The 24,602-nt window shown below is 52.6% G+C and carries 16 protein-coding genes; 10 read left to right on the top strand and 6 right to left on the bottom strand.

Features of this window, described 5'->3' with window-relative positions; all coding sequences use genetic code 11:
• Position 1: 1 nt before the first annotated feature.
• Both F7231_RS19695 and F7231_RS19700 read left to right on the top strand, forming a co-directional pair.
• Complete coding sequence (locus F7231_RS19695) at positions 2 to 2,452, top strand: TonB-dependent receptor (protein ID WP_229370131.1); 2,451 nt, start codon at positions 2 to 4, stop codon at positions 2,450 to 2,452.
• Positions 2,453 to 3,331 (top strand): DUF4249 domain-containing protein, encoded by an 879-nt coding sequence (locus tag F7231_RS19700; RefSeq protein ID WP_229370133.1) that lies wholly within the window; start codon positions 2,453 to 2,455, stop codon positions 3,329 to 3,331.
• Between the two features lie 90 nt (positions 3,332 to 3,421).
• Here F7231_RS19700 and F7231_RS19705 read toward each other — a convergent pair whose 3' ends face one another.
• On the bottom strand, positions 3,422 to 3,976 hold the full coding sequence (locus tag F7231_RS19705; protein ID WP_085413930.1) for a fasciclin domain-containing protein: 555 nt from the start codon (positions 3,974 to 3,976) through the stop codon (positions 3,422 to 3,424).
• Between the two features lie 321 nt (positions 3,977 to 4,297).
• On the bottom strand, positions 4,298 to 6,523 hold the full coding sequence (locus F7231_RS19710; RefSeq protein WP_085413929.1) for a S9 family peptidase: 2,226 nt from the start codon (positions 6,521 to 6,523) through the stop codon (positions 4,298 to 4,300).
• Between the two features lie 96 nt (positions 6,524 to 6,619).
• Here F7231_RS19710 and F7231_RS19715 point away from each other — a divergent pair, with 96 nt between their 5' ends.
• The 3 genes from F7231_RS19715 to F7231_RS19725 all read left to right on the top strand — a co-directional run bounded on the left by F7231_RS19715 (position 6,620) and on the right by F7231_RS19725 (position 8,952).
• Positions 6,620 to 7,339: an RsmE family RNA methyltransferase gene (locus tag F7231_RS19715; protein ID WP_085413928.1), complete on the top strand. Its 720-nt coding sequence runs from the start codon at positions 6,620 to 6,622 to the stop codon at positions 7,337 to 7,339.
• Positions 7,340 to 7,385: 46 nt separating this feature from the next.
• The gene (locus F7231_RS19720; protein WP_085413927.1) at positions 7,386 to 8,063 is read left to right on the top strand and encodes a DUF4159 domain-containing protein; all 678 of its coding nucleotides are present in this window, start codon (positions 7,386 to 7,388) and stop codon (positions 8,061 to 8,063) included.
• A 94-nt stretch (positions 8,064 to 8,157) separates the two neighbouring features.
• Complete coding sequence (locus F7231_RS19725) at positions 8,158 to 8,952, top strand: acyl-CoA desaturase (RefSeq protein WP_085415203.1); 795 nt, start codon at positions 8,158 to 8,160, stop codon at positions 8,950 to 8,952.
• An 89-nt stretch (positions 8,953 to 9,041) separates the two neighbouring features.
• Here F7231_RS19725 and F7231_RS19730 read toward each other — a convergent pair whose 3' ends face one another.
• Both F7231_RS19730 and F7231_RS19735 read right to left on the bottom strand, forming a co-directional pair.
• Positions 9,042 to 10,172, bottom strand: a complete 1,131-nt coding sequence (locus F7231_RS19730; protein WP_166693253.1) for an FG-GAP repeat domain-containing protein — start codon at positions 10,170 to 10,172, stop codon at positions 9,042 to 9,044.
• Between the two features lie 57 nt (positions 10,173 to 10,229).
• Positions 10,230 to 11,225, bottom strand: a complete 996-nt coding sequence (locus F7231_RS19735) for a glycoside hydrolase family 43 protein (protein ID WP_166693254.1) — start codon at positions 11,223 to 11,225, stop codon at positions 10,230 to 10,232.
• A 200-nt stretch (positions 11,226 to 11,425) separates the two neighbouring features.
• On the opposite strand from F7231_RS19735, the gene F7231_RS19740 reads away from it, so the two are divergent.
• The 5 genes from F7231_RS19740 to F7231_RS19760 all read left to right on the top strand — a co-directional run bounded on the left by F7231_RS19740 (position 11,426) and on the right by F7231_RS19760 (position 20,815).
• Positions 11,426 to 12,268 (top strand): sugar phosphate isomerase/epimerase family protein, encoded by an 843-nt coding sequence (locus tag F7231_RS19740; RefSeq protein ID WP_310589358.1) that lies wholly within the window; start codon positions 11,426 to 11,428, stop codon positions 12,266 to 12,268.
• A gap of 109 nt (positions 12,269 to 12,377) precedes the next feature.
• The gene (locus tag F7231_RS19745) at positions 12,378 to 13,187 is read left to right on the top strand and encodes a sialate O-acetylesterase (protein ID WP_166693255.1); all 810 of its coding nucleotides are present in this window, start codon (positions 12,378 to 12,380) and stop codon (positions 13,185 to 13,187) included.
• Between the two features lie 444 nt (positions 13,188 to 13,631).
• Complete coding sequence (gene gltB / locus F7231_RS19750; RefSeq protein ID WP_166693256.1) at positions 13,632 to 18,227, top strand: glutamate synthase large subunit; 4,596 nt, start codon at positions 13,632 to 13,634, stop codon at positions 18,225 to 18,227.
• Between the two features lie 79 nt (positions 18,228 to 18,306).
• On the top strand, positions 18,307 to 19,797 hold the full coding sequence (locus F7231_RS19755; RefSeq protein WP_166693257.1) for a glutamate synthase subunit beta: 1,491 nt from the start codon (positions 18,307 to 18,309) through the stop codon (positions 19,795 to 19,797).
• A gap of 235 nt (positions 19,798 to 20,032) precedes the next feature.
• Positions 20,033 to 20,815 carry a hypothetical protein gene (locus F7231_RS19760; RefSeq protein WP_166693258.1) on the top strand — a complete coding sequence of 261 codons (783 nt, stop codon included), beginning with the start codon at positions 20,033 to 20,035 and terminating at the stop codon, positions 20,813 to 20,815.
• Here F7231_RS19760 and F7231_RS19765 read toward each other — a convergent pair.
• Together F7231_RS19765 and F7231_RS19770 are read right to left on the bottom strand one after the other, a co-directional pair.
• The gene (locus tag F7231_RS19765) at positions 20,810 to 21,841 is read right to left on the bottom strand and encodes an alginate O-acetyltransferase AlgX-related protein (RefSeq protein WP_166693259.1); all 1,032 of its coding nucleotides are present in this window, start codon (positions 21,839 to 21,841) and stop codon (positions 20,810 to 20,812) included. The genes F7231_RS19760 and F7231_RS19765 overlap by 6 nt on opposite strands.
• Positions 21,838 to 24,543: a hypothetical protein gene (locus tag F7231_RS19770; protein WP_166693260.1), complete on the bottom strand. Its 2,706-nt coding sequence runs from the start codon at positions 24,541 to 24,543 to the stop codon at positions 21,838 to 21,840. The genes F7231_RS19765 and F7231_RS19770 overlap by 4 nt, the downstream gene beginning before the upstream one ends.
• Positions 24,544 to 24,602: the final 59 nt, after the last annotated feature.

Below are 24,602 nucleotides of genomic sequence, written 5' to 3' on the forward strand. Positions count from 1 at the left end.
TATGGTTAAACAACTACTTGTATCGTGCCTGCTCTTACTGACCTCCCATGTCTGGGCGCAGGATCTTCCGCCAATACGGATCAAACGAGTGCCCCAACAACGGAATATTACTGTTTCGGGGCGAATTACTGACGCCAAAAACGCCGAAAATCTGCCCTTTGCCTATGTTCGGGTCAGGAATACCAAACTCATTGCACAAACCAATGTCGATGGGTTTTTTACCCTCCTGAACGTACCCAGCGATACCTGTACGCTGGAAATCAGTTATATCGGTTTCAAAGATGCTATAGTCGCGCTCACACCGGGCGAATCGGCCCGGCGGCTGGTGATCGAACTGGAACAAACCCGAACCGACCTTGACGAAATTCAGGTAAGTGGGCAGAAAGCCGAGGTGATGCGGGCAGCCGAAACGATTGGCATGGTGCAACTGACACCCCGAAACCTGACCAAGCTGCCAAACATGGGGGAGCGTGATCCGTTTCGGGCGCTACAACTGATGCCCGGCGTTAGTGCCGCCAATGAGTCATCGGCGGGCCTGTATGTGCGGGGCGGTACCCCCGACCAGACGCTGGTTCTGCTCGATGGATTTACTGTTTATCAGGTTGATCACCTCTACGGTTTCTTCTCCGCGTTTAATTACAATGCCTTAAAAGACATCCAATTGCAAAAGGGTGGTTTCGGCGCCAAGTATGGTGGTAGACTGTCGGGCGTGGCCGAAATGACCGGAAAGGAAGGCAGCCGCAAGGGCTTCAACGTGGGGGGCGACGCCAGCTTACTGAGCGTAAACGCGTTTGTCGAAGGGCCGATTGGTACTAAGGTGACGGTAATGCTGGCCGGGCGGCGATCGTTCAAAGGGCCGCTATATACGAAGCTCTTCGATCAGTTTCAGACTACGCAGTCGACGCAACCGCAGGTGCCCGCTGGCCGGGGACGGCTGAACCAGCTGACCACTACGCAAACAGTCGCCTCGTATTTCTACGACCTGAATGGCCGCGTTACCTACCGCCCTACCGATCAGGATCAGGTAACGTTGAGTGTCTATAACGGGCAGGATTACCTTGATAATTCGCAAAACATAACCCTCCCGGCCTTTAACCGGGGACCAAACAGCACGACCGCCGCCATTGGCGGAAGCCTGAGCAATACCGACCTGTCGAACTGGGGGAACACGGGCAGCAGCCTGAAATGGTCGCGCCGGTGGTCCGACAAGGTGTATACGAATACGCTGGTCAGCTATTCCAATTATTACAGCTACCGGAATATCTCGAACCAGGTGTCGATTCAGCGTGGGCCAACCACGCGAAATAACGCCAACTTCGGCACGCTGGAAGATAATAACCTCGTCGACCAGTCGGCCAAAACCGATCTTACCTGGCAGCCGTCGGCCTCGCAGGAAGTAGAGGCGGGCCTTCAGTATTCACGACTGGCGATCGATTATGCCTACAAACAAAACGATACGCTGACGGTACTGGGGAAAAACGACCGGGGGCAACTGTTCACTGCCTACGTGCAGGATCGTATTCGTCTGATCAGCAACAAGCTGACCCTCACCCCCGGTATCCGCCTCACACAGTACGGCGTAACGGGTAAGGTGTATGCCGAGCCTCGGTTGGCGGCGGTATACCAGGCCTCACAACAAATCAGACTGAAGGCAGCGGTCGGAGAGTACTACCAGTTTATTAAGCAGGTTACGCGGGAAGACATCTCGCAGGGAAACCGTACGTTCTGGCTGCTGTCGGGAACGGAATCGCTGCCCGTCGCCTCGGCTATGCACTACATTGCCGGGGCAAGCTACGAAACGGCAGGCTACCTCTTCGATGTGGAAGCCTACGCCAAAGACCTGAGTGGCGTCACGGAATACACCCTCCGGTTTGCGCCGCAGGTTGGGCGTGGACTGGTGCCCCGCGAAACGTTTTTTAATGGAACCGGTACGGTGCGCGGCGTCGATGTGCTGGTGCAGAAGAAGTTCGGTGCCTACACCGGGTGGGTTGGCTATACCTATGCCATGGCCAAAAGCAACATTGCCGCCTTTGGCGATCAGCCTTACTATGCCAATCAGGATGTACGCAACGAGTTTAAGTCGATCAACACGCTGCATTACAAGCGATTCGATGTTGCCGCTACGTTTATCTATGCCGGCGGCAAGCCCTACACGTCGATCGTGGGCGAATACAGCGTGAAACTGCTCGACGGAACCAGCAAAACCTTTACGACACCCTCCGGTAAGAACGCCAACCGCTTTCCCGACTACCACCGCCTCGACTTATCGGCAACTTATAGCTTCAAGCAGGGGAGTATCGGTTTGTCTGTGTTCAATGTATACGACCGCAAAAACGTCTGGTACAAAAAGTTTACGTCGGTCAGCGATGGAAGCAACAGCCAACTGGTAGTCACCGATGTAACGTACCTGGGCATTACGCCCAACCTCACCCTTTCTTACCGCCTTCGCTAGATGAAACAAGTTATAAAGCAACCAATGTACCGTCCTGCCTTTACCAGTCTACGTACCTGGCTGGCGTTGACCTGCCTGGGCTTGCTGCTGACGATGGCAGGCTGCACCGAAAAAACAACGGCCATTGCTCCCGACGATCAACCCGTTATTGAAGCGTACCTGGCCGTTGGTCAGCCCATGACAGTGCGCGTGACCAAACAGATTCCGTTTTCGATTGACACAACCGGGCAGGGTAAGCCCATCGCAGGACTGTCGATCAGCATCAGTAGCGGTGCCAGTACGTACCCACTCCGATACATTGGCGACGGGCAGTATCAGTCGAATCCGGACGTGAAGCCCAGCGTTGGGAAGACTTACGCCTTATCGTTCGAGTACCTGGGGCAGCGGGTGACAGCCACCACACAGATTCCGACCAAACCGGTCAATTTCCAGCAAGACGTAACGGAGCTAATCCGAACAGCGCCTGGTATGGGGAGCGGCCCCGGCGGTGGCGGTCCCCTTCAGCAACAGGCGGCTGTGCGGCTTACCTGGCAGAACCCAACGGCCGATTATTATTTTGTGGTGGTCGATAATGTTGAGGCGATTCCGGTGCTGATAAATCAGAATGTGAACCCGAACCGGCCACTAGCGCAGAATCGTCGCTTTCGTAATCAGCCCACGCAAAGTGATTTCGACGACGTGCAGGGGCAGAGCTTTCAGTATTATGGCAAACACCGGATGATCCTCTTTCACCTTAACCCCGATTACGCCGCGCTGTACAAGCAGAACAGCACCTCGACCCAGAACATTGCTACGCCGCCAACCACGGTTGTCAACGGTCTGGGTATCTTCACCGGTGTGAACACCGACACGCTGTATGTGAACGTGAAAGCGCAATAAGTTAAACGGAGCAGGAAACAGCGGTAGGCGACAAAAAAAGCCCGGGCCGTTGGGCCCGGGCACATCGTCATAGGTAAGTAACCCGTGTGGCTAGTTAGGCATCAACACGGTATCGATTACGTGAATCACGCCGTTTGACTGATTTACGTCGGCGATAGTCACGGTTGACATGCCACCTTTGGCATCAGTCAGCATGATCTTTTTACCTTTCTGCGTAGCCGTCAGCGTACCGCCAGCTACCGTCTTCAGTGTGGCTTTTCCACCACCAGCTTTGATCTGGTTCATCAAGTCCATCGCGCTTACTTTGCCCGATACAACGTGGTAAGTCAGGATGCTGGTCAGTGTGGCTTTGTTCTCTGGCTTCACCAGGGTCTCAACCGTACCGGCGGGCAGTTTATCAAATGCTTTGTTCGTAGGCGCAAATACCGTGAAGGGACCAGCACTCGACAGCGTTTCAACCAGACCAGCAGCTTTAACGGCGGCCACCAGGGTGGTGTGGTCTTTTGAGTTAACGGCGTTCTGAACTATGTTTTTAGAAGGGTACATGGGGGCACCACCTACCGTTACTGTTTTCTCCTGGGCGAAAGCTCCCGTGCTGATAGCGGCTACGGCGAGCATTGAAAAAAGAAGTTTAATCGTCTTCATGTTGTGTGATTCGTTTTACTTGATTTGTGTGTGAAACTGTGTGTGATCGATCGACGGAAAGACCTACGGCATATATTCAGGGCTTGGATTTTTGATTTATAAAAGTTATTTTCAATTAGCTGTATATCAGATTGTTAAAAAGAAAAATACTTTCTGAATTTAAAGACTATGCGCTACTTCTACTTAATTTTCAGACTTGGAATTACTTAAAAAAAGGGGATCAGGTACGTCTTGATTAATCAAGACGTACCTGATCCCCTTTCGTGCGTTGCTTGCCGTGTCGTTCTAGACAGCAGCAGAATAAACATTCGTCACTGTAAGTTACCGGGCACCCGGCGGACAGTTCTTCTTCAGGAAGTCAGTGTAGAGCGCGCCCAGGTGCTGACGGGTACCTGCGCCCTCTGAGATACCATGAGAACGGTTCGGGTAGGCCATAAACTGGAACAGCTTGTTATTCTTGACCAACTCGTTTACCAGCATCTCAGCATTGGCATAATGTACGTTGTCATCGCCGGTACCATGAATGTACAATAGATTGCCTTTCAGTCCTTTAGCGTGTGTCAGTGGTGATCCGGCCACAAAATCCTCCCGGTTTTCCTGAGGCAGACCCATGTAGCGTTCCTGGTAGATATTATCGTAGGTCAGCTGGTTTGTTACGGCCGATACTGCAATGCCGGTCTGGTAAATTTCCGGGTATTGGAACATCAGGTTTAGCGTAGTAGCTCCACCGCCGCTCCAGCCCCAAACCGCTACCCGGGCAGGATCGATGAATTGGTGGCGGGCCAGCAATGCCCGTGTACCCAGTGCCTGATCCCGTATATTGAGGCGGCCAATCTGACGATATATACTCTTGCGCCAGGCGGCTCCTTTCAGGGCAGGAGTGCCCCGGTTGTCGAGTGCCGCGTAGATATACCCTGCCTGCTGCATGTCGCCCGTAAAGAGGTCGTTGTTACCTGCCGAGAAGACATCGCTGGTGGTAACGGCCGCTGGTTCGCCATAGACATAAAAAACAATCGGATACCGTTTGGTGCTGTCGAAGTCGGCCGGGAGGGCCATCCATCCATCGAGCGTCACATTGTCAGACGTGGTTACAGTAAAGAACCGAACATTTTTATTGCGCGCCTGAGCGGGCCGAGAGGCAGCAGAGCCAGCCCGCAACGGCGAATGGTCGGGCAGTTTTATCCAGCTTCGGCTGGGCGGGGTAGAGGCGTTCGTGAATGTATGCATGGCCAACTGACCATTCGGGGATACATCGTAGCCATGCGTACCGCTCTGATTGGCGGGCGACAGACGCTCGGCCGGACCAGCCGCCGGTTTACCAGCACCTGCCAGCGGCACGCGGTACAGATACCGCTGTGTGGCGTTGTCGGGCGAGGCGGTAAAATAGACGTACCCACCTTTTTCATCGATACGCTCCAACTCGGCCATATCGTAGTTGCCGGGTGTCAGCAGCGTCTGGGTCTTGCCGTCGCGGCTAAACTGGTAAATATGCCGCCAGCCGTCTTTTTCAGACACCCACAAAAAGGCGTTGCCATTGTTGAGCCACTCCCAGCCGGTCGGGTCATCGCGGTCCCAGCGGGCTTTAATATCGATCCAGGCGTTGTCTTTTTCCGTGAAAATAGGCGTGACCCTGTTTGTCGCCGGCTGGCAAACATACAGGATGCTTTCGTTCTGCTTGCGGTTCAACTGCTGAACAATCAGTTCGCTACCTGCTGCACTCACGGTAGGAAACCACTCGGCCCGAACCAGGTAGTGCTGTGCCGGATCGCCGGGAATGGCTAGCCACTTCGTTGCGCCGCCCGTGGCCGAAACCACGCCAATCCGTGTTGGCGATGGTGATTCGCCCACCTTGGGGTATTCGACCGGAATGGTGTAGGAGTAGATCGAATCGGTATTGTCGATCATCAGGAAATCGCGAATCTTGCTGGCATCGACCTGCCAGTAGAGCAGTTGTTTACTGTCGGGGCTCCAGCGGAATCCGTCGCGGCAGCCAAATTCTTCCTCATAGGCCCAGTCGAAGGTGCCATTGATGCGTTTCCTGGTACCATCGGTGGTGAGCTGGGTAGTTTTGCCCGTGGCGATTTCTTCTGAGAAGAGATTGCTTTTGCTCACGTAAGCCACGCGCTTGCCATCGGGCGACAGTTTGGCGTAGAGCATCGACTGGCTGGGCTGTTTGGCACCTACCTGACGTAACGTACCCGGTTTTCCGCCCGTTGGGCGGGTGTAGACGTAGTAGTCACCGCGGGTGTTGTACCGCCAAACGCGGGCTGTATTGGTGAAGATAAGTACGGAGCCTGAGTCGCGGCTGAAGCTGAAATCGGCGACGGTAATCGGTGTTTGGGTGCCAGTTGGTGTTAGCTCAGCGGCCGAGACCAGTTCTGTTTCAGTTCCTGTACGAACATCGGTGCGGCTGATGCCGTTTCTAGCAGTGGAGAGAGTAGCATTGCCATCGGCCGACCAGCGGAGGGCGCGCGAACGAAATTGCGCTGGTGCCAAATGAACTAACAGCAACCCGGTAATGAGGAGCAGGGATCGTTTAACGAGCATACATGATGAATTGAAGGAGTGAAGTTACGTGCTTTTTAAACAGGTGACCCGGCCTTCGCCGCGTTTCACTATTTTTACGGGTACCAATTGCCAGTTATGCACCTTTTTTACCAGCCAACCCTTACCCCAACCGATGCCGCCGGGCTGCTCTCCGACGAAGATGCCCGGCACGCCACCCGAACGCTGCGATTAGGCGTTGGCGATCCACTATCTGTCACTGACGGGCGCGGAAATCGGTTCGACAGCGTTATTACACGAGCAGACAAGCATTGCGCGTTTCGTGTCGATTCCATCGAAACCACACCGATACGGCCATTTTCGGTACGCATCTGCGTGGCACCGACTAAAAACCTGGACCGGATTGAGTGGTTTGTCGAAAAGGCCGTAGAAATAGGTATCGAGCGAATCAGTTTTTTCATCGGCCAGCACTCAGAACGGCGTATATTGAAGCTGGAACGCATCGAAAAAATTGCCGTGGCTGCCATGAAACAGTCGTTACAGTCCTGGATGCCCCAACTTGACGAAGCTGTACCCTTTGCGAACCTGTTGAACACAGTAGGAGAGGCCCATCGCTACATTGCTCATCTGCCCGACAACGTACCTGGCCGGCCTGTCAGCGCTAAGCCGTTGATTCGTGCCGCCAGCCCAGGCAGCCAATGTGCCGTTTTAGTTGGGCCTGAAGGGGATTTTTCGGCATCGGAATTGCAACAGGCTGTGCAGGCTGGTTTCCAGATGGTAACGCTTGGCCCAACCCGGTTGCGTACTGAAACGGCCGCCCTGTCGGCTTGTCAGGCGTTGAGTTTTTTGAATCAATAAATTGACCCACACTGGTTTTGAAGACCTTGTCGGTTTAAATCGATATATGAAGAAGCTTCTTGTCATCGCCTCCCTGTTTGTTGTCGTCTGTTTGCTGTCTGTCGCCACTGCATGGGCACAGCCATATGCCTATCGAATTGCGAAGTTGAAGTATAACGGTGGAGGCGACTGGTACGCCAATAAAACGGCCCTGCCCAATTTGATCAAGTTTGCCAATCAGCAGCTACGCATGAATATTTTCCCTGAAGAGGATATTGTAGATGTAGGTAGCCCTGACCTTTTTTCTTACCCGTTTGTCCACATGACCGGCCACGGAAACGTTGCGTTCTCAGAGGCCGAGGTGCAGAACGTCCGTCGTTATCTGATGTCGGGCGGATTCTTTCATATTGATGATAATTACGGCCTCGATAAGTTCATTCGTCGCGAGATGAAACGGGTTTTTCCTGACCTCTCCTTTGTAGAGCTTCCGTTTTCGCACCCCATTTACAACCAGAAGTTCAAGTTTCCGAATGGCTTGCCGAAAGTGCACGAACATGATGGCAAAGCAGCTCAGGGCTTTGGGCTCATTTATCAGGGACGGCTGGTGTGCTTTTATAGTTACGAGTGTGACCTCGGAAACGGTTGGGAAGATCAGGCTGTCTACAATGATCCCGAGTCAGTTAGGCAGGCTGCTTTACGAATGGGCGCAAATTTGTTGCAGTACGCCACGACAATAGCCAACTAAACCGCCCTAATTTTCGTATATAAGGCATAGCAACCCGGAAAAATTGTATTTTTGTTCTGTTTGTTGTCTAACACCTTTTAATGTATTTATCGTGATATACGTCGTAGCCGCCTTTGTCGCGCACTGGTATCTCTCTCTTTTTTGCCAAACGTTTTTCCTGCATCGGTACTCGGCTCATAAGATGTTCTCGATGAGTAAGTTTTGGGAGCGTTTCTTCTATGCCCTGACCTACGTTTCGCAGGGATCTTCGTACCTAAGCCCCCGGGCGTATGCTGTTTTGCACCGCATGCACCACGCGTTTAGCGACACCCCAAAGGATCCACACTCACCGCACCACACCAAAAATGTGTTTACGATGATGTGGCAGACGAAAAACATTTACAACGCGGTACTGCACCGCAAGCAGGCCATCGAACGCCAGTTTGACCGGAACTACCCCGAGTGGAACCTGATCGAAAAACTGGGCGATTCATGGGTGTCTCGCGCCGGGTGGGGCGTGGCGTATAGCCTGTTCTATATCTTCGCGTTTATTTACCTGGATATGCACTGGGCTTTTTTCTTCCTGCTGCCTGTTCACTTCGTGATGGGGCCCGTACACGGTGCAATCATCAACTGGAGCGGCCATAAATACGGCTACTCAAACTTCGATAACCACGACAAGTCGAAAAACTCACTGATTCTGGATGTGGTCATGATGGGTGAACTGTTCCAGAATAACCACCACAAACGTCCGAATGCTGCCAACTTTGGGGCCAAGTGGTTTGAGTTCGATCCAACGTACCCAATGATCAAGTTGCTGTCTGGCCTCAACATCATCAAGATGCGTCCGGCAAAAGTGACCGCCGAATTCGAAACGGGCCATGAGCGCCGCGTAGAAGAGGTCGCCTAGACCAACTCTGCGCCAATTAAAAAGGTGGGTAATCCGCTGAATCCTGGAGATTCAGCGGATTACCCACCTTTTTTGTAAAAAACGGTTCGCTACTTTTCGTTGAAAAACACATATAGGCCATCTTTCCCGGCGACAACAAGATCGGTTCGGCCGTTACGCCGCAGATCGGCGGTGGCAAACTGAATACCGGTGCCTTTGCCTTCTCCGGCGGGGCCGTAGCTGATGACGTTCTTTTTGAACGCGCCATGCTCGACTGTGAAATAATAGAGGCCCACCGGGTCGTCAGAGCCAGGGTCCGAATCGTTATGGGCCCGGAATCGCTTACCCGTAACTAATTCGGGCTTGCCATCGCCGGTGATATCCACCCATTCCATAACATGGTATTGTGAATTTTTTTCATCAATGGTGTGCTTAGTCCAGGTGCGTTTGCCTCCCGAAACTCCCTGGCTGTACCAGTGAAGCCCATAGCCATGCCCTTGCCCGACGATAAGGTCATTTAGTTTATCACCGTTAACATCCGCTATCAGAATCGGCACACTTGCCGTACCCAGGCTGAACTCAGGATAGTGGGTCCAGGTCGGGTTTCGCTTGTCTCCTCCCTGTTGTAGCCAGCCATCGCTGACAATGAAATCACCCCGACCGTCCCCGTTCAGGTCGCCGAAGCCCAGGCCATGTCCCTGAGTTTGGTGCACTTGAACGGGCTTGAACGAGCGATCAGACTGATAGGTCAGGTAGACAAGGGGTTTGCTGGGGTTGTTGGGGCAGATTTCTGGTTTGCCGTCGCCATCGATATCCCACGCACGGGTAGTTTCTACGTTACCTACCGTGGCAATCTCATGGATGGGCCAATCGCCTTTGGGTACGTTCTCCAGCCAGCGAAGTTTGCCACTCCACCAGCCACCGGTTACAATGTCGGGCCGACCATCTCCGTTGACATCGAACGGAATCGTCGAAAAATCATCATAATACTGATCTTCCCGTTTCTGATGCCCAATCAGGTGACGTTTGCGAAACGTTGGCCTGGCGTTTCCGCCTTCGTTTTCATACCAGAAGTCGCCCGACACAATGTCCAGCGTGCCGTTTCCATCAACATCCACCACCCCAGCCGATTCATAGCTCTCGGCCGCAACGAAGTATTTCACAAAGCGCGGCGGATTGGCCGATTGGGAGAGGGTGAATCCGGACAGGATCAGACCGGTTAGGGCGAGCAGCTGTTTCATAGGTCGAAACGAAATCAGGTATGTGAGCAGACAGAAACCACCGACCCGAGAACGAGGTTAATTGAGGCGACGTGCTTTAACGCCCTCAACGGTTATCTGAACGGGCTTGATGGCCCCTTTCTCGTCAAACTCCAACCGGTCGATGCATGTTTCGCGGTGATTGCCATCGGTCTCGGTGAGGGGGCGGCGGTGGTACACAATGTACCACTCATCGGTAGCTGTTCCCTTTTTACCGGGTACCCGAAGAATGGAGTGATGGCCAGCTCCGGTAGCCACTTTAGGGTCTTGCTGTAAAATTTTACCTACCCGTTCAAACGGACCGAAGGGCGAATCGGCTATAGCATAGGCTACCGAATAATCCGGCCCTGTCCAGCCTCCTTCCGACCACATAAAATAGTATTTCCCGTTGCGGATAAACATCATTGGCCCTTCAACGTAGCCCTTGGGCGTAATCTCGCGAAAGGTTTTGCCGTCGCTGAATGGTTTGAACCCCTTGAAGTCGTCGGTAAGCTGGGCGATGTTGCAATGCCGCCAGCCGCCATACACCATGTAGTAGTTGCCGTCTGTATGCTTAAATACGAACTGATCGATGGGTTGGGCGCCATTGTGTATCTGGCCGATCAGCGGTTTGCCGAGGTAGTCGCGGAAAGGGCCAGCTGGTTGGTCGGCTACGGCCACGCCAATGCCACCTACTTCGCCTTCGTGCACGTCATTGGCGCCGAAGAACAAGAAGTACTTCCCGCCTTTTTCAATGACCGATGGTGCCCACATGGCTCGTTTAGCCCATTTTACAGCCGTGGTGTCAATGATACGCGGGTGCTTTGTCCAGTTAACCAGGTCGGGCGATGAAAAGGCGTCGATAAATACCTGCTGATTGTATTTGGCCGAAAAAGTGGGGTAGACCCAGTATTCTTTGCCGAAAACAGCAACTTCGGGGTCGGCATACCAGCCGGGAAAGATAGGGTTACCAGATGTAGTTTTGGTGGAGGTCTGAGCGAAGGAAGAAGCCCCTAATGAGAGCAAAATGCCAATCGTGAGTGTGAGTAAGCGCATTGACGAGACAGTTAATTTACGTTGAAAGGCAAAGTTAGCTGGTGTATACCCGATAACGAAGTGGACAGTCACCACCGGGTAATTTAGGAAGATGACCTAGTATGATTCAGCAAAGCACGCGTTTAATCAAGTAGGCAATGGCGTTGTCGGGGCTTTTAGGACTTTAGCGTATTCACTACTTTCCCAATCAGTCACCGCCCGTGAAAAAGAGCATCTATATTTTTTTCCTTCTGCTCACAGTAGGCTCAGTACAAGCCCAGAAGAAGGTGTTCACCCAAAAACCAGGCATGGTTTCCTACACCTATCGCCAGAGTTTTGCCAGAAATGCAGCCGCCACACTCGATACCATCAAGGCAATGGGCATTACTGATATGGAATTTTCGAACCTGTTTGGTAAAACCGCCGCCGACCTGCGAAAGCTGCTCGATGAGCGGGGTATGACCTGCTCATCGTTTGGGGTCGGCTATCCTGATTTGCAGACTAAGCTCGCCGAAGTAGGGCAGAATGCCAGGACGTTAGGCGCCAATTATGTACGGGTAGCGTGGGTGCCCCATAAAGGCCCCTTTACTCTCGAGATGGCTAGGCAGACGGTGGCCGACTTCAACAGTTTTGGTAAACAATTGAAAGATCAGTTCGGACTTACATTCTGCTATCATAACCACGGCTACGAATTCGAACCATACGAAGACGGAACCTTGATGGACTATATCATCAAGAATACCGACCCGAAGTACGTCAGTTTCGAGATTGATATCTTATGGACGTTTTTCCCAGGTGCCGACCCTGCCGCCTTGATCAACAAGTACCCAACGCGGTTTAAACTGATGCATTTGAAAGACCTGCGGAAAGGCGTTGTCGGTAACCTGTCGGGTGGCACGCCGGTTGAAAACGATGTAGCCCTTGGCACCGGTCAGCTGGATCTGCCCACGATCCTGAAAGCGGCCAAAAAATCAGGCATCAAGCATTATTACATCGAGGATGAGAGCCCCAGCTATGCCCGGCAGGTGCCGCAGACGATTGCTTATCTGAACTCATTGAAGTAAAGGTCTCTGCTTTCAGTGCTGCTCCTACGTAGCGCCCGCACTAGGCTGCGTCTCTGGCAGCCGGGCCAGGTACGTTACGAGGTTGTTTACCCTTACTTTCATACTGACCATGATAAGCCGTTTCTTGCTATCCACTCTGTTTCTTGTGGCTATGCAGCACATAGTGCAGGCGCAGCCGACATTGCCTTCAGGATTGTCGCCGTCGAAATTTCACCTGTATATGTTGGCCGGGCAGTCGAATATGGCTGGTCGGGGTACGGTTGAAGCTGCTGATAAAACGCCACATCCCCGGGTCTGGATGCTCAACAAAGCCAATCAGTGGGTGCCTGCCACTGAGCCGATGCATTTTGACAAACCGGCCGTGGTGGGCGTGGGGCCGGGTTTAGCCTTCGGAAAACAACTTGCCGATCTGGACACCACCCTATTTATTGGCCTGATCCCTACCGCTGTGGGTGGATCACCTATCGATGCCTGGCAGCCGGGAGGTTATCATGAGCAGACAAAAAACCATCCGTACGACGAGGCCGTGAAACGTGTACAAACGGCGCAGGAGACCGGTACGTTGCACGGTATCCTGTGGCATCAGGGCGAAAGCGATAGCAAGCCTGAACTGGTAACCAGTTATGAATTGAAGCTCACGCAACTCATCGGACGGTTCCGTCAGGTATTCGCTAGTCCGGACGTTCCGGTGGTGGTAGGTACGCTGGGTGATTTTTTCGTAGCTAAAAATCCCGCGGCGGCTCAGATAAACACGTTATTGCTGACTCTGCCCAGTAAATTACCCCAGATTGCCTGCGTCGACGCGGCGGGCCTGACAGATGGGGGCGATGCCACTCATTTCAACGCCTTGTCGGCGCGCGAACTGGGCGTACGCTACGCTAACGCGATGAAAAAGCTAGAAAAGAAGGGTCGAAAGTAGTTTTTCAGCACCCAGGTGCAGGTTGATGAACTGGCCGCCATTGACGCCTATCGAATGAGCAACTCACAGCAGGAACTGCCGTATTATAATTGGGTTGTAGATAACATATAGGTACGTGGTCGGGGAGTGTGTTGTAGCAAATCGGCTGAAAACTTGCTTACAGTTGAAAGCGATCATTGTAAAATAGTCATTTTTACAGGAGTTTTATTACTAAAAGTATAATTGGAGGTTTGCGAACGAAATTTGGTCATTTCGCCTTTTTACCAAAGAAACCAACGTGTATATTGCGTGGCTTTCATCACAAACATACACGGATACACGGCTACTGATTACGTCGTTTATTCGTGACCAGAATCGCTCGTTGTTTCATCGTAATACAGCGTCGGTTCCACAGAGCCACCTTTCGGCTCGTCGGCTACCGGCCATCTAACCTATATCTCGTTCATGGCTGACCAAGTCGACCTGGGTACAGATCAACCTGCTCAAGCGGGTTTGTATCGTTCCGAATTTGAGCACGACAACTGCGGTATCGGATTTGTTGCCCACATCAAGGGCCGTAAATCGCACCGTATTGTTTCTGACGCGCTATCCATGTTGCGTCGAATGGAACACCGGGGCGCGGTAGGTGCCGAAGGTAATTCCGGTGATGGTGCCGGTCTGCTCATCCAGATTCCCCACGAGTTTTTCGTTGATGAGTGCCGCAAGCTGGGTGTTCACCTGCCAGCAGCTGGGGCCTATGGCGTAGGCATGGTTTATTTTCCGAAAGATGTATGGCTGCGCGAAGAGTGCCGGGCCGTACTGAACCGGAAAATGAAAAAGCTGGGGCTGGAATTGCTTTGTTACCGGGTAGTCCCCGTTAATAATGGTGATCTGGGCGCAACCTCACGCTCCTGTGAGCCGCAGATGGAGCAGGTGTTCATCAAGCGCCCGGCCACTGTAACGAATACCGACGATTTTGAGCGAAAACTATACGTACTGCGGAATACGAGTACCCGGATTGTCAATGAAAGTATCTCGGGCGTTGGCGACTTTTACTTCTCGTCGCTCTCGTGCCGGACAATCACGTATAAAGGGCAGCTAACAACTGAGCAGCTTGAGTCGTATTTCCCGGATCTGGAACACGAAGATGTGGTGTCGGCGCTGGGTGTTGTACACTCGCGTTTCTCTACAAATACATTCCCCTCGTGGAAACTGGCCCAGCCGTTCCGTTACATTGCCCACAATGGCGAGATTAACACGGTGAAAGGGAACGTGAACTGGATGAAAGCGGCCGAATCGCTGCTGGAGTCGAGCCAGTTTACGCCGGAGGAAATGGATATGCTGTTGCCGATCTGCGACCACAGACAGTCTGACTCGGCCAACCTCGATAATGCTATTGAACTGCTGGTGATGAGTGGCCGCTCGCTGCCACATGTGATGATGATGCTGATTCCAGAAGCCTGGGACGGCAATACACACATGGACCCCGCCCGCAAAGCGTTCTACGAATACCATGCCGCCCTGATCGAGCCGTGGGACGGCCCCGCCTCAATTTCATTCACCGATGGCCGGATCGTGGGGGCAACCCTCGACCGGAACGGACTGCGGCCTTCGCGTTTCTGGGTTACCAATGACGATATCGTCATCATGGCTTCTGAAGCCGGTGTACTCGACATCGACCAGAGTAAGGTAGTTAGCAAAGGTCGTTTGCAGCCCGGTAAGATGTTCGTCGTTGACATGGAGCAGGGACGGATCATTGCGGATGAAGAAATTAAGCATTCGATCTGTACCGCCCAGCCATATCAGCAGTGGCTCGACGATAACAAAATACGTATCGCTGATCTGACGGCGCCGGCACGTACCTACCGGCGTTACGATGAGCAATCGTTACTGAAAATGCAGCAGGCGTTCGGCTTTACCACCGAAGACCTGCGTATGATTCTGGCACCGATGGTTGAAACGGGGAAAGAAGCCCTGGGTTCAATGGGTACCGACGTGCCGCTGGCCGTGCTGTCTGAGCAAAGCCAGCACCTCAGCCACTATTTCAAGCAGCTGTTTGCGCAGGTAACCAACCCACCCATCGATTCAATTCGGGAGCGGGCCATCATGTCGCTGATCTCTTTTGTGGGAGCGACAAGCAACCTGCTGTCGGAGACGCCGGAACACTGCCGTCAGGTAGAGCTGGAGCAGCCCGTACTAACTACTCAGGAGTTTGATAAGCTGCGGTTTATCGACCGGCCTAATTTCCAGGCAAAGACAGTAAACACCCTCTTCCTGGCCGATGGCAAAGGTGAGTCGCTTGCCCGGGCTATCGACCGGGTGTGTCGCTACGCGAAAGACGCCATTGAAGATGGCTACTCGATCCTCGTGCTGTCAGACCGGGCCATTGATTCCAATCACGCCCCAATCCCCTCTTTGCTGGCAACGGCGGCGGTTCACCACTACCTGATTCGGGAAGGGCTGCGCGGTAAAGTTGGTATCCTTGTCGAGGCGGGCGATGTGTGGGAAACGCATCATGTAGCCACCCTGATCGGCTACGGCGCTTCGGCGGTGAACCCCTACATGGCATTCGAGACAATCGCGAGCCTGAAAGAGAAAAACCAACTGCAGGTTGACTACGATATTGAGAAGCTGAGCAAAAACTACATCAAGGCTGTCAACGGCGAATTGCTGAAGATATTCTCGAAGATGGGTATCTCAACGCTTCAGTCGTATCAGGGTGCCATGATTTTCGAGTGCCTGGGCCTGAACAAATCGGTCGTTGATCAATACTTCACCGGAACGGTCTCGCGCATCGGCGGCATGGGACTGGCCGAAATTGCCCGCGAGGTGCTGGTGCGCCATCATACGGCATTCCCACCCATTCCGTCGGTATCGGCCCGTCGGTTAGAAGTAGGTGGTATCTATCAGTGGAAACAGCGTGGCGAAAAGCACATTTTCAACCCTGATACAATTCACCTGCTGCAACAGTCGACGCAGAAGAACGATTACAAGCTATTTAAAAAATACAGTCAACTCATTGATGACCAGACCAAAAATGCACTCACCCTGCGTGGTCTGATGGCTTTCAAGAAGGCAACACCGGTTCCGATTGAGGAGGTTGAACCTGTTGAAGCGATCTTCAAGCGGTTTGCTACCGGGGCCATGTCATTTGGCTCTATTTCCTGGGAAGCGCACACGACGCTGGCTGTTGCAATGAACCGCATTGGTGGTAAGAGCAACTCAGGTGAAGGGGGCGAAGATGAACTGCGGTTCACCCCACTGGCCAACGGCGACAATATGAATTCGGCCATTAAGCAAGTGGCTTCGGGCCGGTTTGGGGTAACAAGTTATTACCTGAGCAATGCCCGTGAGCTACAGATCAAAATGGCGCAGGGTGCCAAGCCTGGTGAGGGCGGACAATTGCCTGGGCATAAGGTGGATGACTGGATCGGACGTACCCGGCACAGTACGCCTGGTGTTGGCTTGATCTCGCCACCGCCGCACCATGATATTTACTCGATTGAGGATCTGGCCCAACTGATTTTCGACCTTAAAAATGCCAATCGAGCCGCCCGTATCAGTGTGAAACTGGTGTCGGAAGCAGGTGTAGGTACCATTGCTGCCGGTGTTGCCAAAGCGCATGCCGACCATATTCTGGTGTCGGGTCATGATGGAGGAACAGGTGCTTCACCACTGTCGAGTATCCGGCATGCTGGATTGCCCTGGGAACTTGGTCTGGCCGAGGCGCACCAGACGCTGGTGAAAAACAAGCTTCGCGGTCGGGTAACGGTTCAGGCCGATGGCCAAATCCGGACGGGTCGTGACCTGGCGGTAGCTGCCATGTTGGGCGCTGAAGAATTTGGGGTGGCTACTGCCGCACTGGTTGCTGCGGGTTGTATCATGATGCGGAAGTGCCACCTGAATACCTGCCCGGTTGGTGTGGCAACCCAGAATAAAGAGTTACGTGCCCTCTTCACGGGTAAGCCAGAGCATGTAGTAAACATGTTTACGTTCATGGCTCAGGAACTGCGCGAGATTATGGCCGAGCTTGGTTTCCGTACGGTGGCCGAGATGATTGGTCAGGTACAGATGCTGCAGATGCGGCCCGACATTACCAATTGGAAATACAAAACGCTTGATTTGTCGGGGCTGCTGTTCCGCGAGCCGGCCAGCCTTGACGTTGCGCTGTATAAACAGGAAGATCAGGACCACGGGATTGAGCACATTCTTGACCGTCAGCTGATTGAACTGGCTCAGCCTGCACTTGAACGTGGCGAATCAGTGTACGGTGAATTCCCCGTGCAGAATATCAATCGGAGTATCGGTACGATGCTATCGAATGAAATCTCGAAAGTGTACGGAGGCCCCGGTCTCCCCACGAATACGATTCACGTAAAACTACGCGGTACGGCGGGCCAGAGTTTCGGTGCGTTCACCACCGCCGGGGTACGCCTTGAACTGGAGGGTGATGCGAATGACTACTTTGGTAAAGGTTTGTGCGGTGCCGAACTGATTGTCTACCCTGACCGCACAGCTACGTTTAAACCGGAAGAAAATAGTATCGTTGGTAACGTGTCGTTCTACGGCGCCACATCGGGCGAGGCCTACATCCGGGGCATGGCGGGCGAACGGTTTGGTGTGCGTAACTCAGGTGCCAAGGTTGTGGTTGAAGGCGTGGGCGATCACGGTCTCGAATACATGACGGGTGGACTAGCCATTATTCTAGGCAAAACAGGCCAAAACTTTGCCGCTGGTATGTCGGGTGGAGTAGCTTATGTCTACGACGCCGACGGTACTTTCGCTCCGAAAGTGAATCGTGAAATGGTGAGCCTTGATGTGCTGAATGATGAAGATCAGGGCATTGTGCGGCAGTATGTGGAGAAGCATTTCCAACACACAACCAGCAACGTAGCGTTGTCGTTGATTCAGGATTGGGATGCGCAAATCGGGAAGTTCGTGAAGGTGCTGCCAGATGATTTCAAGCAGGCACTAGCCAGCCGGGGTATTGCCCTCAGCGATCAAATTCGCGACAAGAGCGTTGTTTATCAGGACATTGTCGTGGATGTAGCGCAGGGGTAACCTGGTTATTTGTACGCCGAAAATAAGTAGTTAATCATTCACCGATTCGTCGGGCAGCAATACATTCACTCCTTGTAAAATGGGAAAACCTACCGGATTTTTAGAATTTACCCGCGAGTTGCCAAAGAAGCGTGACGTGTCAACGCGGTTGCATGATTACAGGGAAATTGAACAGCCTTTTTCGGAGTCTGATAGCCAAAAGCAGGCCGCTCGTTGTATGGACTGTGGTACGCCATTTTGCCACAGCGGTTGCCCGCTAGGCAATATCATTCCGGAATTCAACGATGCGGTTTACGAACAGAACTGGGAATACGCCTGGGAGATCCTATCGTCGACCAACAATTTTCCTGAGTTTACCGGACGTATCTGTCCGGCACCCTGCGAGTCGGCCTGCGTACTGGGTATCAATAAACCGCCCGTTGCCATTGAATTTGTTGAGAAGTCGATTGCAGAGGTGGCCTTCGCCAAAGGGTTTGTGAAATCAACCCCCCCATTGAAGCGGACGGGTAAGACCGTGGCTGTTGTTGGTTCTGGTCCGGCTGGTCTGGCGGCGGCTGCTCAGTTAAATAAGGCTGGCCATACAGTCACTGTCTTCGAAAGGGCTGATCAGATTGGGGGCTTGTTACGCTACGGCATTCCTGACTTCAAGCTGGAAAAATGGACGATTGATCGCCGTTTGGCTGTGATGGAAGCGGAAGGAATCACTTTCCGGCCTGGTGTGAACGTTGGCGTGGATATTAAAGCGAAAGACTTACTCGCTGACTTTGACCTGGTTATGCTCACGGGTGGTTCCACCGTGCCACGCGATCTGCCCATTCCGGGCCGTGAGTTGACCGGTGTGTACCCTGCCATGGAATTCCTGAGCCAGCAGAACAAGCGGGTTGCCGGCCGTGATGTTGCGGTTGACCACCGGGGCGTTCCCTACGGCAATGGGGAGTTGCTGGCCACGGGCAAACATGTCGTTGTGATTGGTGGCGGCGACACCGGATCTGACTGTGTAGGTACGTCGAACCGGCATGGAGCAATCAGTGTCACGCAGATTGAACTAATGCCCATGCCACCTAAAGAGCGTGCTGATAGTACACCTTGGCCACACTGGCCCATGATGTTGCGCACCAGCACCAGCCATGAAGAAGGCTGCGAGCGGCACTGGTCGATCAACACCAAGGCGTTTATTGGTGATGAAAATGGGAACCTGAAGGCATTGCGCCTGGTGAATCTGGAGTGGAAAAATGAAAATGGCCGGATGCAGATGGTTGAGCAACCCGGCACTGAGCGTGATGTACCCTGTGACCTGGCTTTATTGGCCGCAGGATTTCTGCACCCACAGCATGAGGGTTTGCTGTCTGACCTGAATCTGGAACGTGATGAACGGGGTAACGTTAAAACGCTGAATTACCAGACAGTTTCGAATCCCAATGTATTTGCTGCGGGCGATATGCGCCGCGGTCAATCATTAGTCGTGTGGGCTATTTCGGAAGGGCGTGAAGCGGCCCGCGCTGCTGATACGTACCTGATGGGTGAAAGTATGCTGGAGGCCAAAGCCGTATCGATGCTGGCGACAGCTTAGTGTCTTTATATTTACTTTACTGATTAATAGCCCGCGTGTTGGATTCAACGTGCGGGCTATTTTTTTGAGCAATTGCCGGGTTGTAAATTGACTCATCATTCGACTACGTAGTGGTAGCACACTGCTCGGTTCATTGATAAATCTATCCTTTCTGCCGACCGTCTTGTTACAAACCAACCTGTCAACTCGTTCTGCGCCGCGCAGGCTTATGCTACAACTAAGCGTAGGCTGCCTAATGGCATGGCTGATTGCTTGCCAGCACGTGTCAGACCGTCAGGAGTCAGCTACGATAACAGCAGAGCAACTAACCGGCACGTACCTACTGACAACCATACGGCAAATAGGGGGGAGGCCGGCACTTTCTGTATCTGACGACTCGGCACGGGAAGCATACGCCAGAGAGCTGGCGTATAGTTTTTACTTTTTTTCGCCAGACAGCAGCTACATGTGGTTGCGGAATGGGCAATTTACCAAAGGAAAATACAAGTTGGCCGCTGGTGACTTGATCCTCGGTGCTGACGACTATTATGTAGTTAGGTCAGGTCGACAATCATTGTCTATGGTTACCGATAAACTTATTAACGGTCAAGTAGTTAAGTTTCAACAAAAGGCCTACCGGTTGAATTTTAGCGTGGATGATATGCGGTTTACGTCGTTGGCCAAGGCTGTATTCACTAACCCAACTCGACCAGAAACAGACGCGCAAATTCGGGAGCGGGTCAAGAATAGCCTATACTTCTACTCGCTCTTCTTCAAGACCATTTATACGAATCAATTTAATCGGTTCAAGCCAGCGGCCATCAGTATGCCTATTCGCTATTTCAGAGGTGGTACCCGGGTCATTATTAAATTTGATTCAACCGCGACCTGGACCAGGCTCTATGCTACGACTGCCGACGCTCAAAAAGCACACGCTTTATTTAAGCAATCTGAGAAAGCACTGAAGCGGTACCCAATCGGGAATAGCATGATACACCGCTATTCACTGACGCTGGAACAGATGGGTAACAATTTATAATGACTTTCTTTTAAGTCGATCTGTAACGGCCTCGAGCCAGATGGACCGGCCTGTGCAGTTCCAGTGCGAATCGCCGAGGGCGTATACAGATTGCCGCTGCTGCCGATAGGGGGTGAGTACATCGACTACAGGTACGTTCAGGGCTGGGTGCGTTTGTACCCGCTCGATGAGGTGGTTATATGGCTGTCGTGTCGGTTCGAGAATGGTGGCCTTATTTGGAATGATGGCAAGGATCACATCATCAAAACCGGCTGACTTATAGCGGGTTGCTGCCTCATTGACAGTCCGCACCAGCGACGCGACTTCAGCATTTGTCAGGGTAGCTGTTCCTGCGTTCAGCCGTTTGGTCGAATCGGTATCAAGGGCGATAAACAACTGTGTCCCGTCCTGCGAAAGAGCTACGTTCGGACTGACTCGGTTAAACCAGGCTAGCGTAACAGCCGCTTTTAATTCCCTGAACCAGAGGAAGAAGGGCTGACTAAACAGAATTGTTTCAAGGCGTTCTTCAATTCCATCGGCATGAATCAAGTCGACAAGCTGCTTACCTAATGTCGGTTGAGATAATTCTGGACTGATCGTTTTAGTTGAATCAATAACGACAATAAAGTTCTGTATAGGACTCGATGAGCCCGCGGCAGCGTGTTCCCGAAAATGCCGTTCAACTGACTCGATCAATAGAATATTGCGAGCCGATGAATCTAACTGAATTGATTGTTGCTTTTCCCACTTCACCCGCCGGAAATAAGAAACAGGAAAATCCTGCTTGCTCAATCGTTCCGGTTCCGTAAAGCTGTCGCCAATTACATAGAGGTGAGTACGGGTCGAATCGTGCGGTACGTTTCTGGGCGGGCAGGGGGAAACGGGGTCTTTAAATTGGGGCAGATTAGACAGGCGGTACAAATCACCGTATTTATAGTCATCGGCGATAACCTGTACCTGATACAGCAGGTGCATTACTGGCTGTGAACAGCCCCCAATCCATAGCAGGGAAATAAGCAGTAAAATGGTGTACTTGGCAACCTTCATCGAAGTCGAATCGTGAATAACTGGACGGCTTTTTGGATACTGCTCACAATGTACAACTCGTTCATTTGGGCATCATACTGTAGCGTAACCGGGAACAGACTGGGAATAGGCCGGTCACCAATACGCTGTCCCTTCAAGGTGTATAGCGTCGTAAAATTACCGGATTTCACGGCCAAAATCTCTACGCCGTTACCTAGTCGGTGGTATTGCAGGTGGGTTTCTTCGGGCCGTAGATTACGCAGCTCAAACTGGCGGTTCCCCAGGGCGTCGAGCACCGCTACGTCGGTGTCTGTAGACCGGAGCAGCACATATCCTGTCTGTTCGGTATCAGGAAACAGCCGGAACTGACCACCCCGCAACGGTCGATACAGTTGCTTGCGGGCGGCAATCAACCCGTTCGCTTTTAATGAAAGTAATTCACCGTCGGTGGTGATAGTAGCAATGCGATCTTCTGCGGGCAGCCACAAGGCCGGACCCGCGAACTTTGTACTATCGCCTTGTAAATCAAGAAGTGCCGGAAAACGGGGCGTTTGTAGCAAGCCTTCTTTACCGCCCTGATCTGTCCATCGATTTAGGAATTTGTTAGTCTGCAAACCCAGGACAGCAGCGGTTTGCCCTTGATTGATCACCTGGAAAGGCAACAGCAGGGGCGAGGGCTTACGGCTCCTGAACAAAGGGATGAGCAGTTGCTGCCGACGATCTAGCCCATAGATCGACCCGTCTTTATGCGCGATCAATGCCGCTATGTCTGGTAGCTTACTGCTACCGCTGAAACGGGTAATCAGCGCCGATTCTAGGCCTGGTGGCCGTTTGATCCGCTGAAGTTGTACGGTTCGGTTGCCTAAATCGGCCACGTAGAGTGAACGATCGGTCATGAAGAGGTACTGCAACCGGCCGTTATTACGCCAGTCGACGCCAATCACATTACTTCGAATTGGGCCGTCGGTTGTGTCCTGAACAATCTTGTCTTTGTCGGTAGTCAGCAGAACAAACTGCTGTGCCGAGTTCTGCGCCCAAATCTGCGCCGATGGGTCCGACAACCGGCCAATAACAACAGGCGAGGCAATCAGACTGGCATTGAATGGTATTCGTTTGCGTAGGAGAAGCTTGTTGAGCACTGTGGTGTCAGCCTGTCGTGTGGTGCGCCCTAGAACAATAGTCGACAAAATATGATCCTTTCCATAAGCTGCCTGATAGGCCAGATTTTCAACCTGACCAAACGGAAATTCACCGAGTAACGATTGCCAGGTGGTTGGCCAGCGCCGTGTTACTGACAGTCCTGATCGATTGAGTTGTGTAAAGGTGGTAAGATGGGCTGGTCGTAAGGTCTGGTTGAGAAGTTGAGCAAGTTTGGCATCGTTACTCCAGACCGCTTTGCTGGTCAGCTGAGTCAGGTACGTTTGAAGTGCGGCTTCTGAGTTGGCCAGTACAACGTACCTGTCGTGTTGCGTAATCCAGGTTTGAGGAAAGCCGGTAAAGAGATTAGATAATAAAGTAGCAGGTAATTCACTGATCGACAGTGGTAACAGTTGATGGCCGAGGAACGTACGTGGCGTCCCGGCCCGACTGGCCCCTAGGCGGTAAGCAATCTTTTGGATACTCTGGCTCAGGGCTCTGACGTCGGTGGCTTCGAGTAACAGGATTTGATTCGTTGCCTCATTACTGGCTTCGGACCGACACAGCAGCAGATCGCCAGCCAGGGCCGCGTAGAAATCGGGTAGCAGGTTTTCGGACCGTTCGATGCGTTCGCGAAGCCCTTCATTTTCCGTGTCTTTCATGAGCCGGGCCATTGACTTGCCGAACGAAGGGCTGTCAGATAGTCCGACGTGATAGAGGGTAGCTACGCGTGATGGTATAAGATTACCACTGCGAATTCGATGGGGGGTCTGACCCGTAAACAGATCAGCAATAGCCTGTCGGTTGCCCACTGCATCAGAGGCAAAACCCAGCCAATGCGTTGGCGAGGCGGAGCGTCTGAATTGCAGCGTCATGGTCTGGGGCAAGAATACGCGCAACAGCGACCCCGCCGAGGCTTCGGTAGCCACCAATTGGTCTAACGTTTCGGTGTCAACAAATAGCGTAGCCAGATCGTCTGGCGCATCGGGAAAGGTAATGCCTTTGCCAGGTATGGTCTTCTGTAGGTGCCGGGCCACGTTTTCAGCCAGAACCCCCGACGCACTACCAATCAGGCAGTTATGATACAGGAGAAAAAAACCGTACGATTGATTGGTCAGATCGCGCAGGTTGTAGATCGTCTGCCCCTCATACTGACGGCTTAACACCCGAAACCGGTTCGGATCAGGTTGCTGAAGCTGCTCGAGAAGTTGCTGATCGTTGTTGACAGGTACGTAAAAAACGAAATCAAGCACATCACGGGTGACCGGGTGCAGGGAGTACCGAATCAGTTTTCGATGTAGAAACCGGGCGGCACCGCTCGAATCGAGGCTGGTACCAACAATTCGTTGAAGCCGGTTGGCAGCGGTTGCGAAAAGGGGGAGCTGACGAATCGATAAGCCCTGTGGAGCCGTGTTCGTCAAGGGAACCGCACCGCGTTGGAGTTCACGGCTTTCAATAATCAGCAGCGCATCGGCTGGCACGTAGCGGGCAATGGATTGCTGACTGTCGGCCCAATACTGATAACCAAACCAGCCCAGCAACGCCAGCACGGCGCTACCAAGGAGCCACCAGACGGGTCGTTTCATTGCGCAGGGTTAGTCATAAAAGGTGGTTGGCTACACGAGGTAGCCAACCACCTGAAAAA

The organism is Fibrivirga algicola (assembly GCF_011742925.1).
Classification (GTDB): domain Bacteria; phylum Bacteroidota; class Bacteroidia; order Cytophagales; family Spirosomataceae; genus Fibrella; species Fibrella algicola.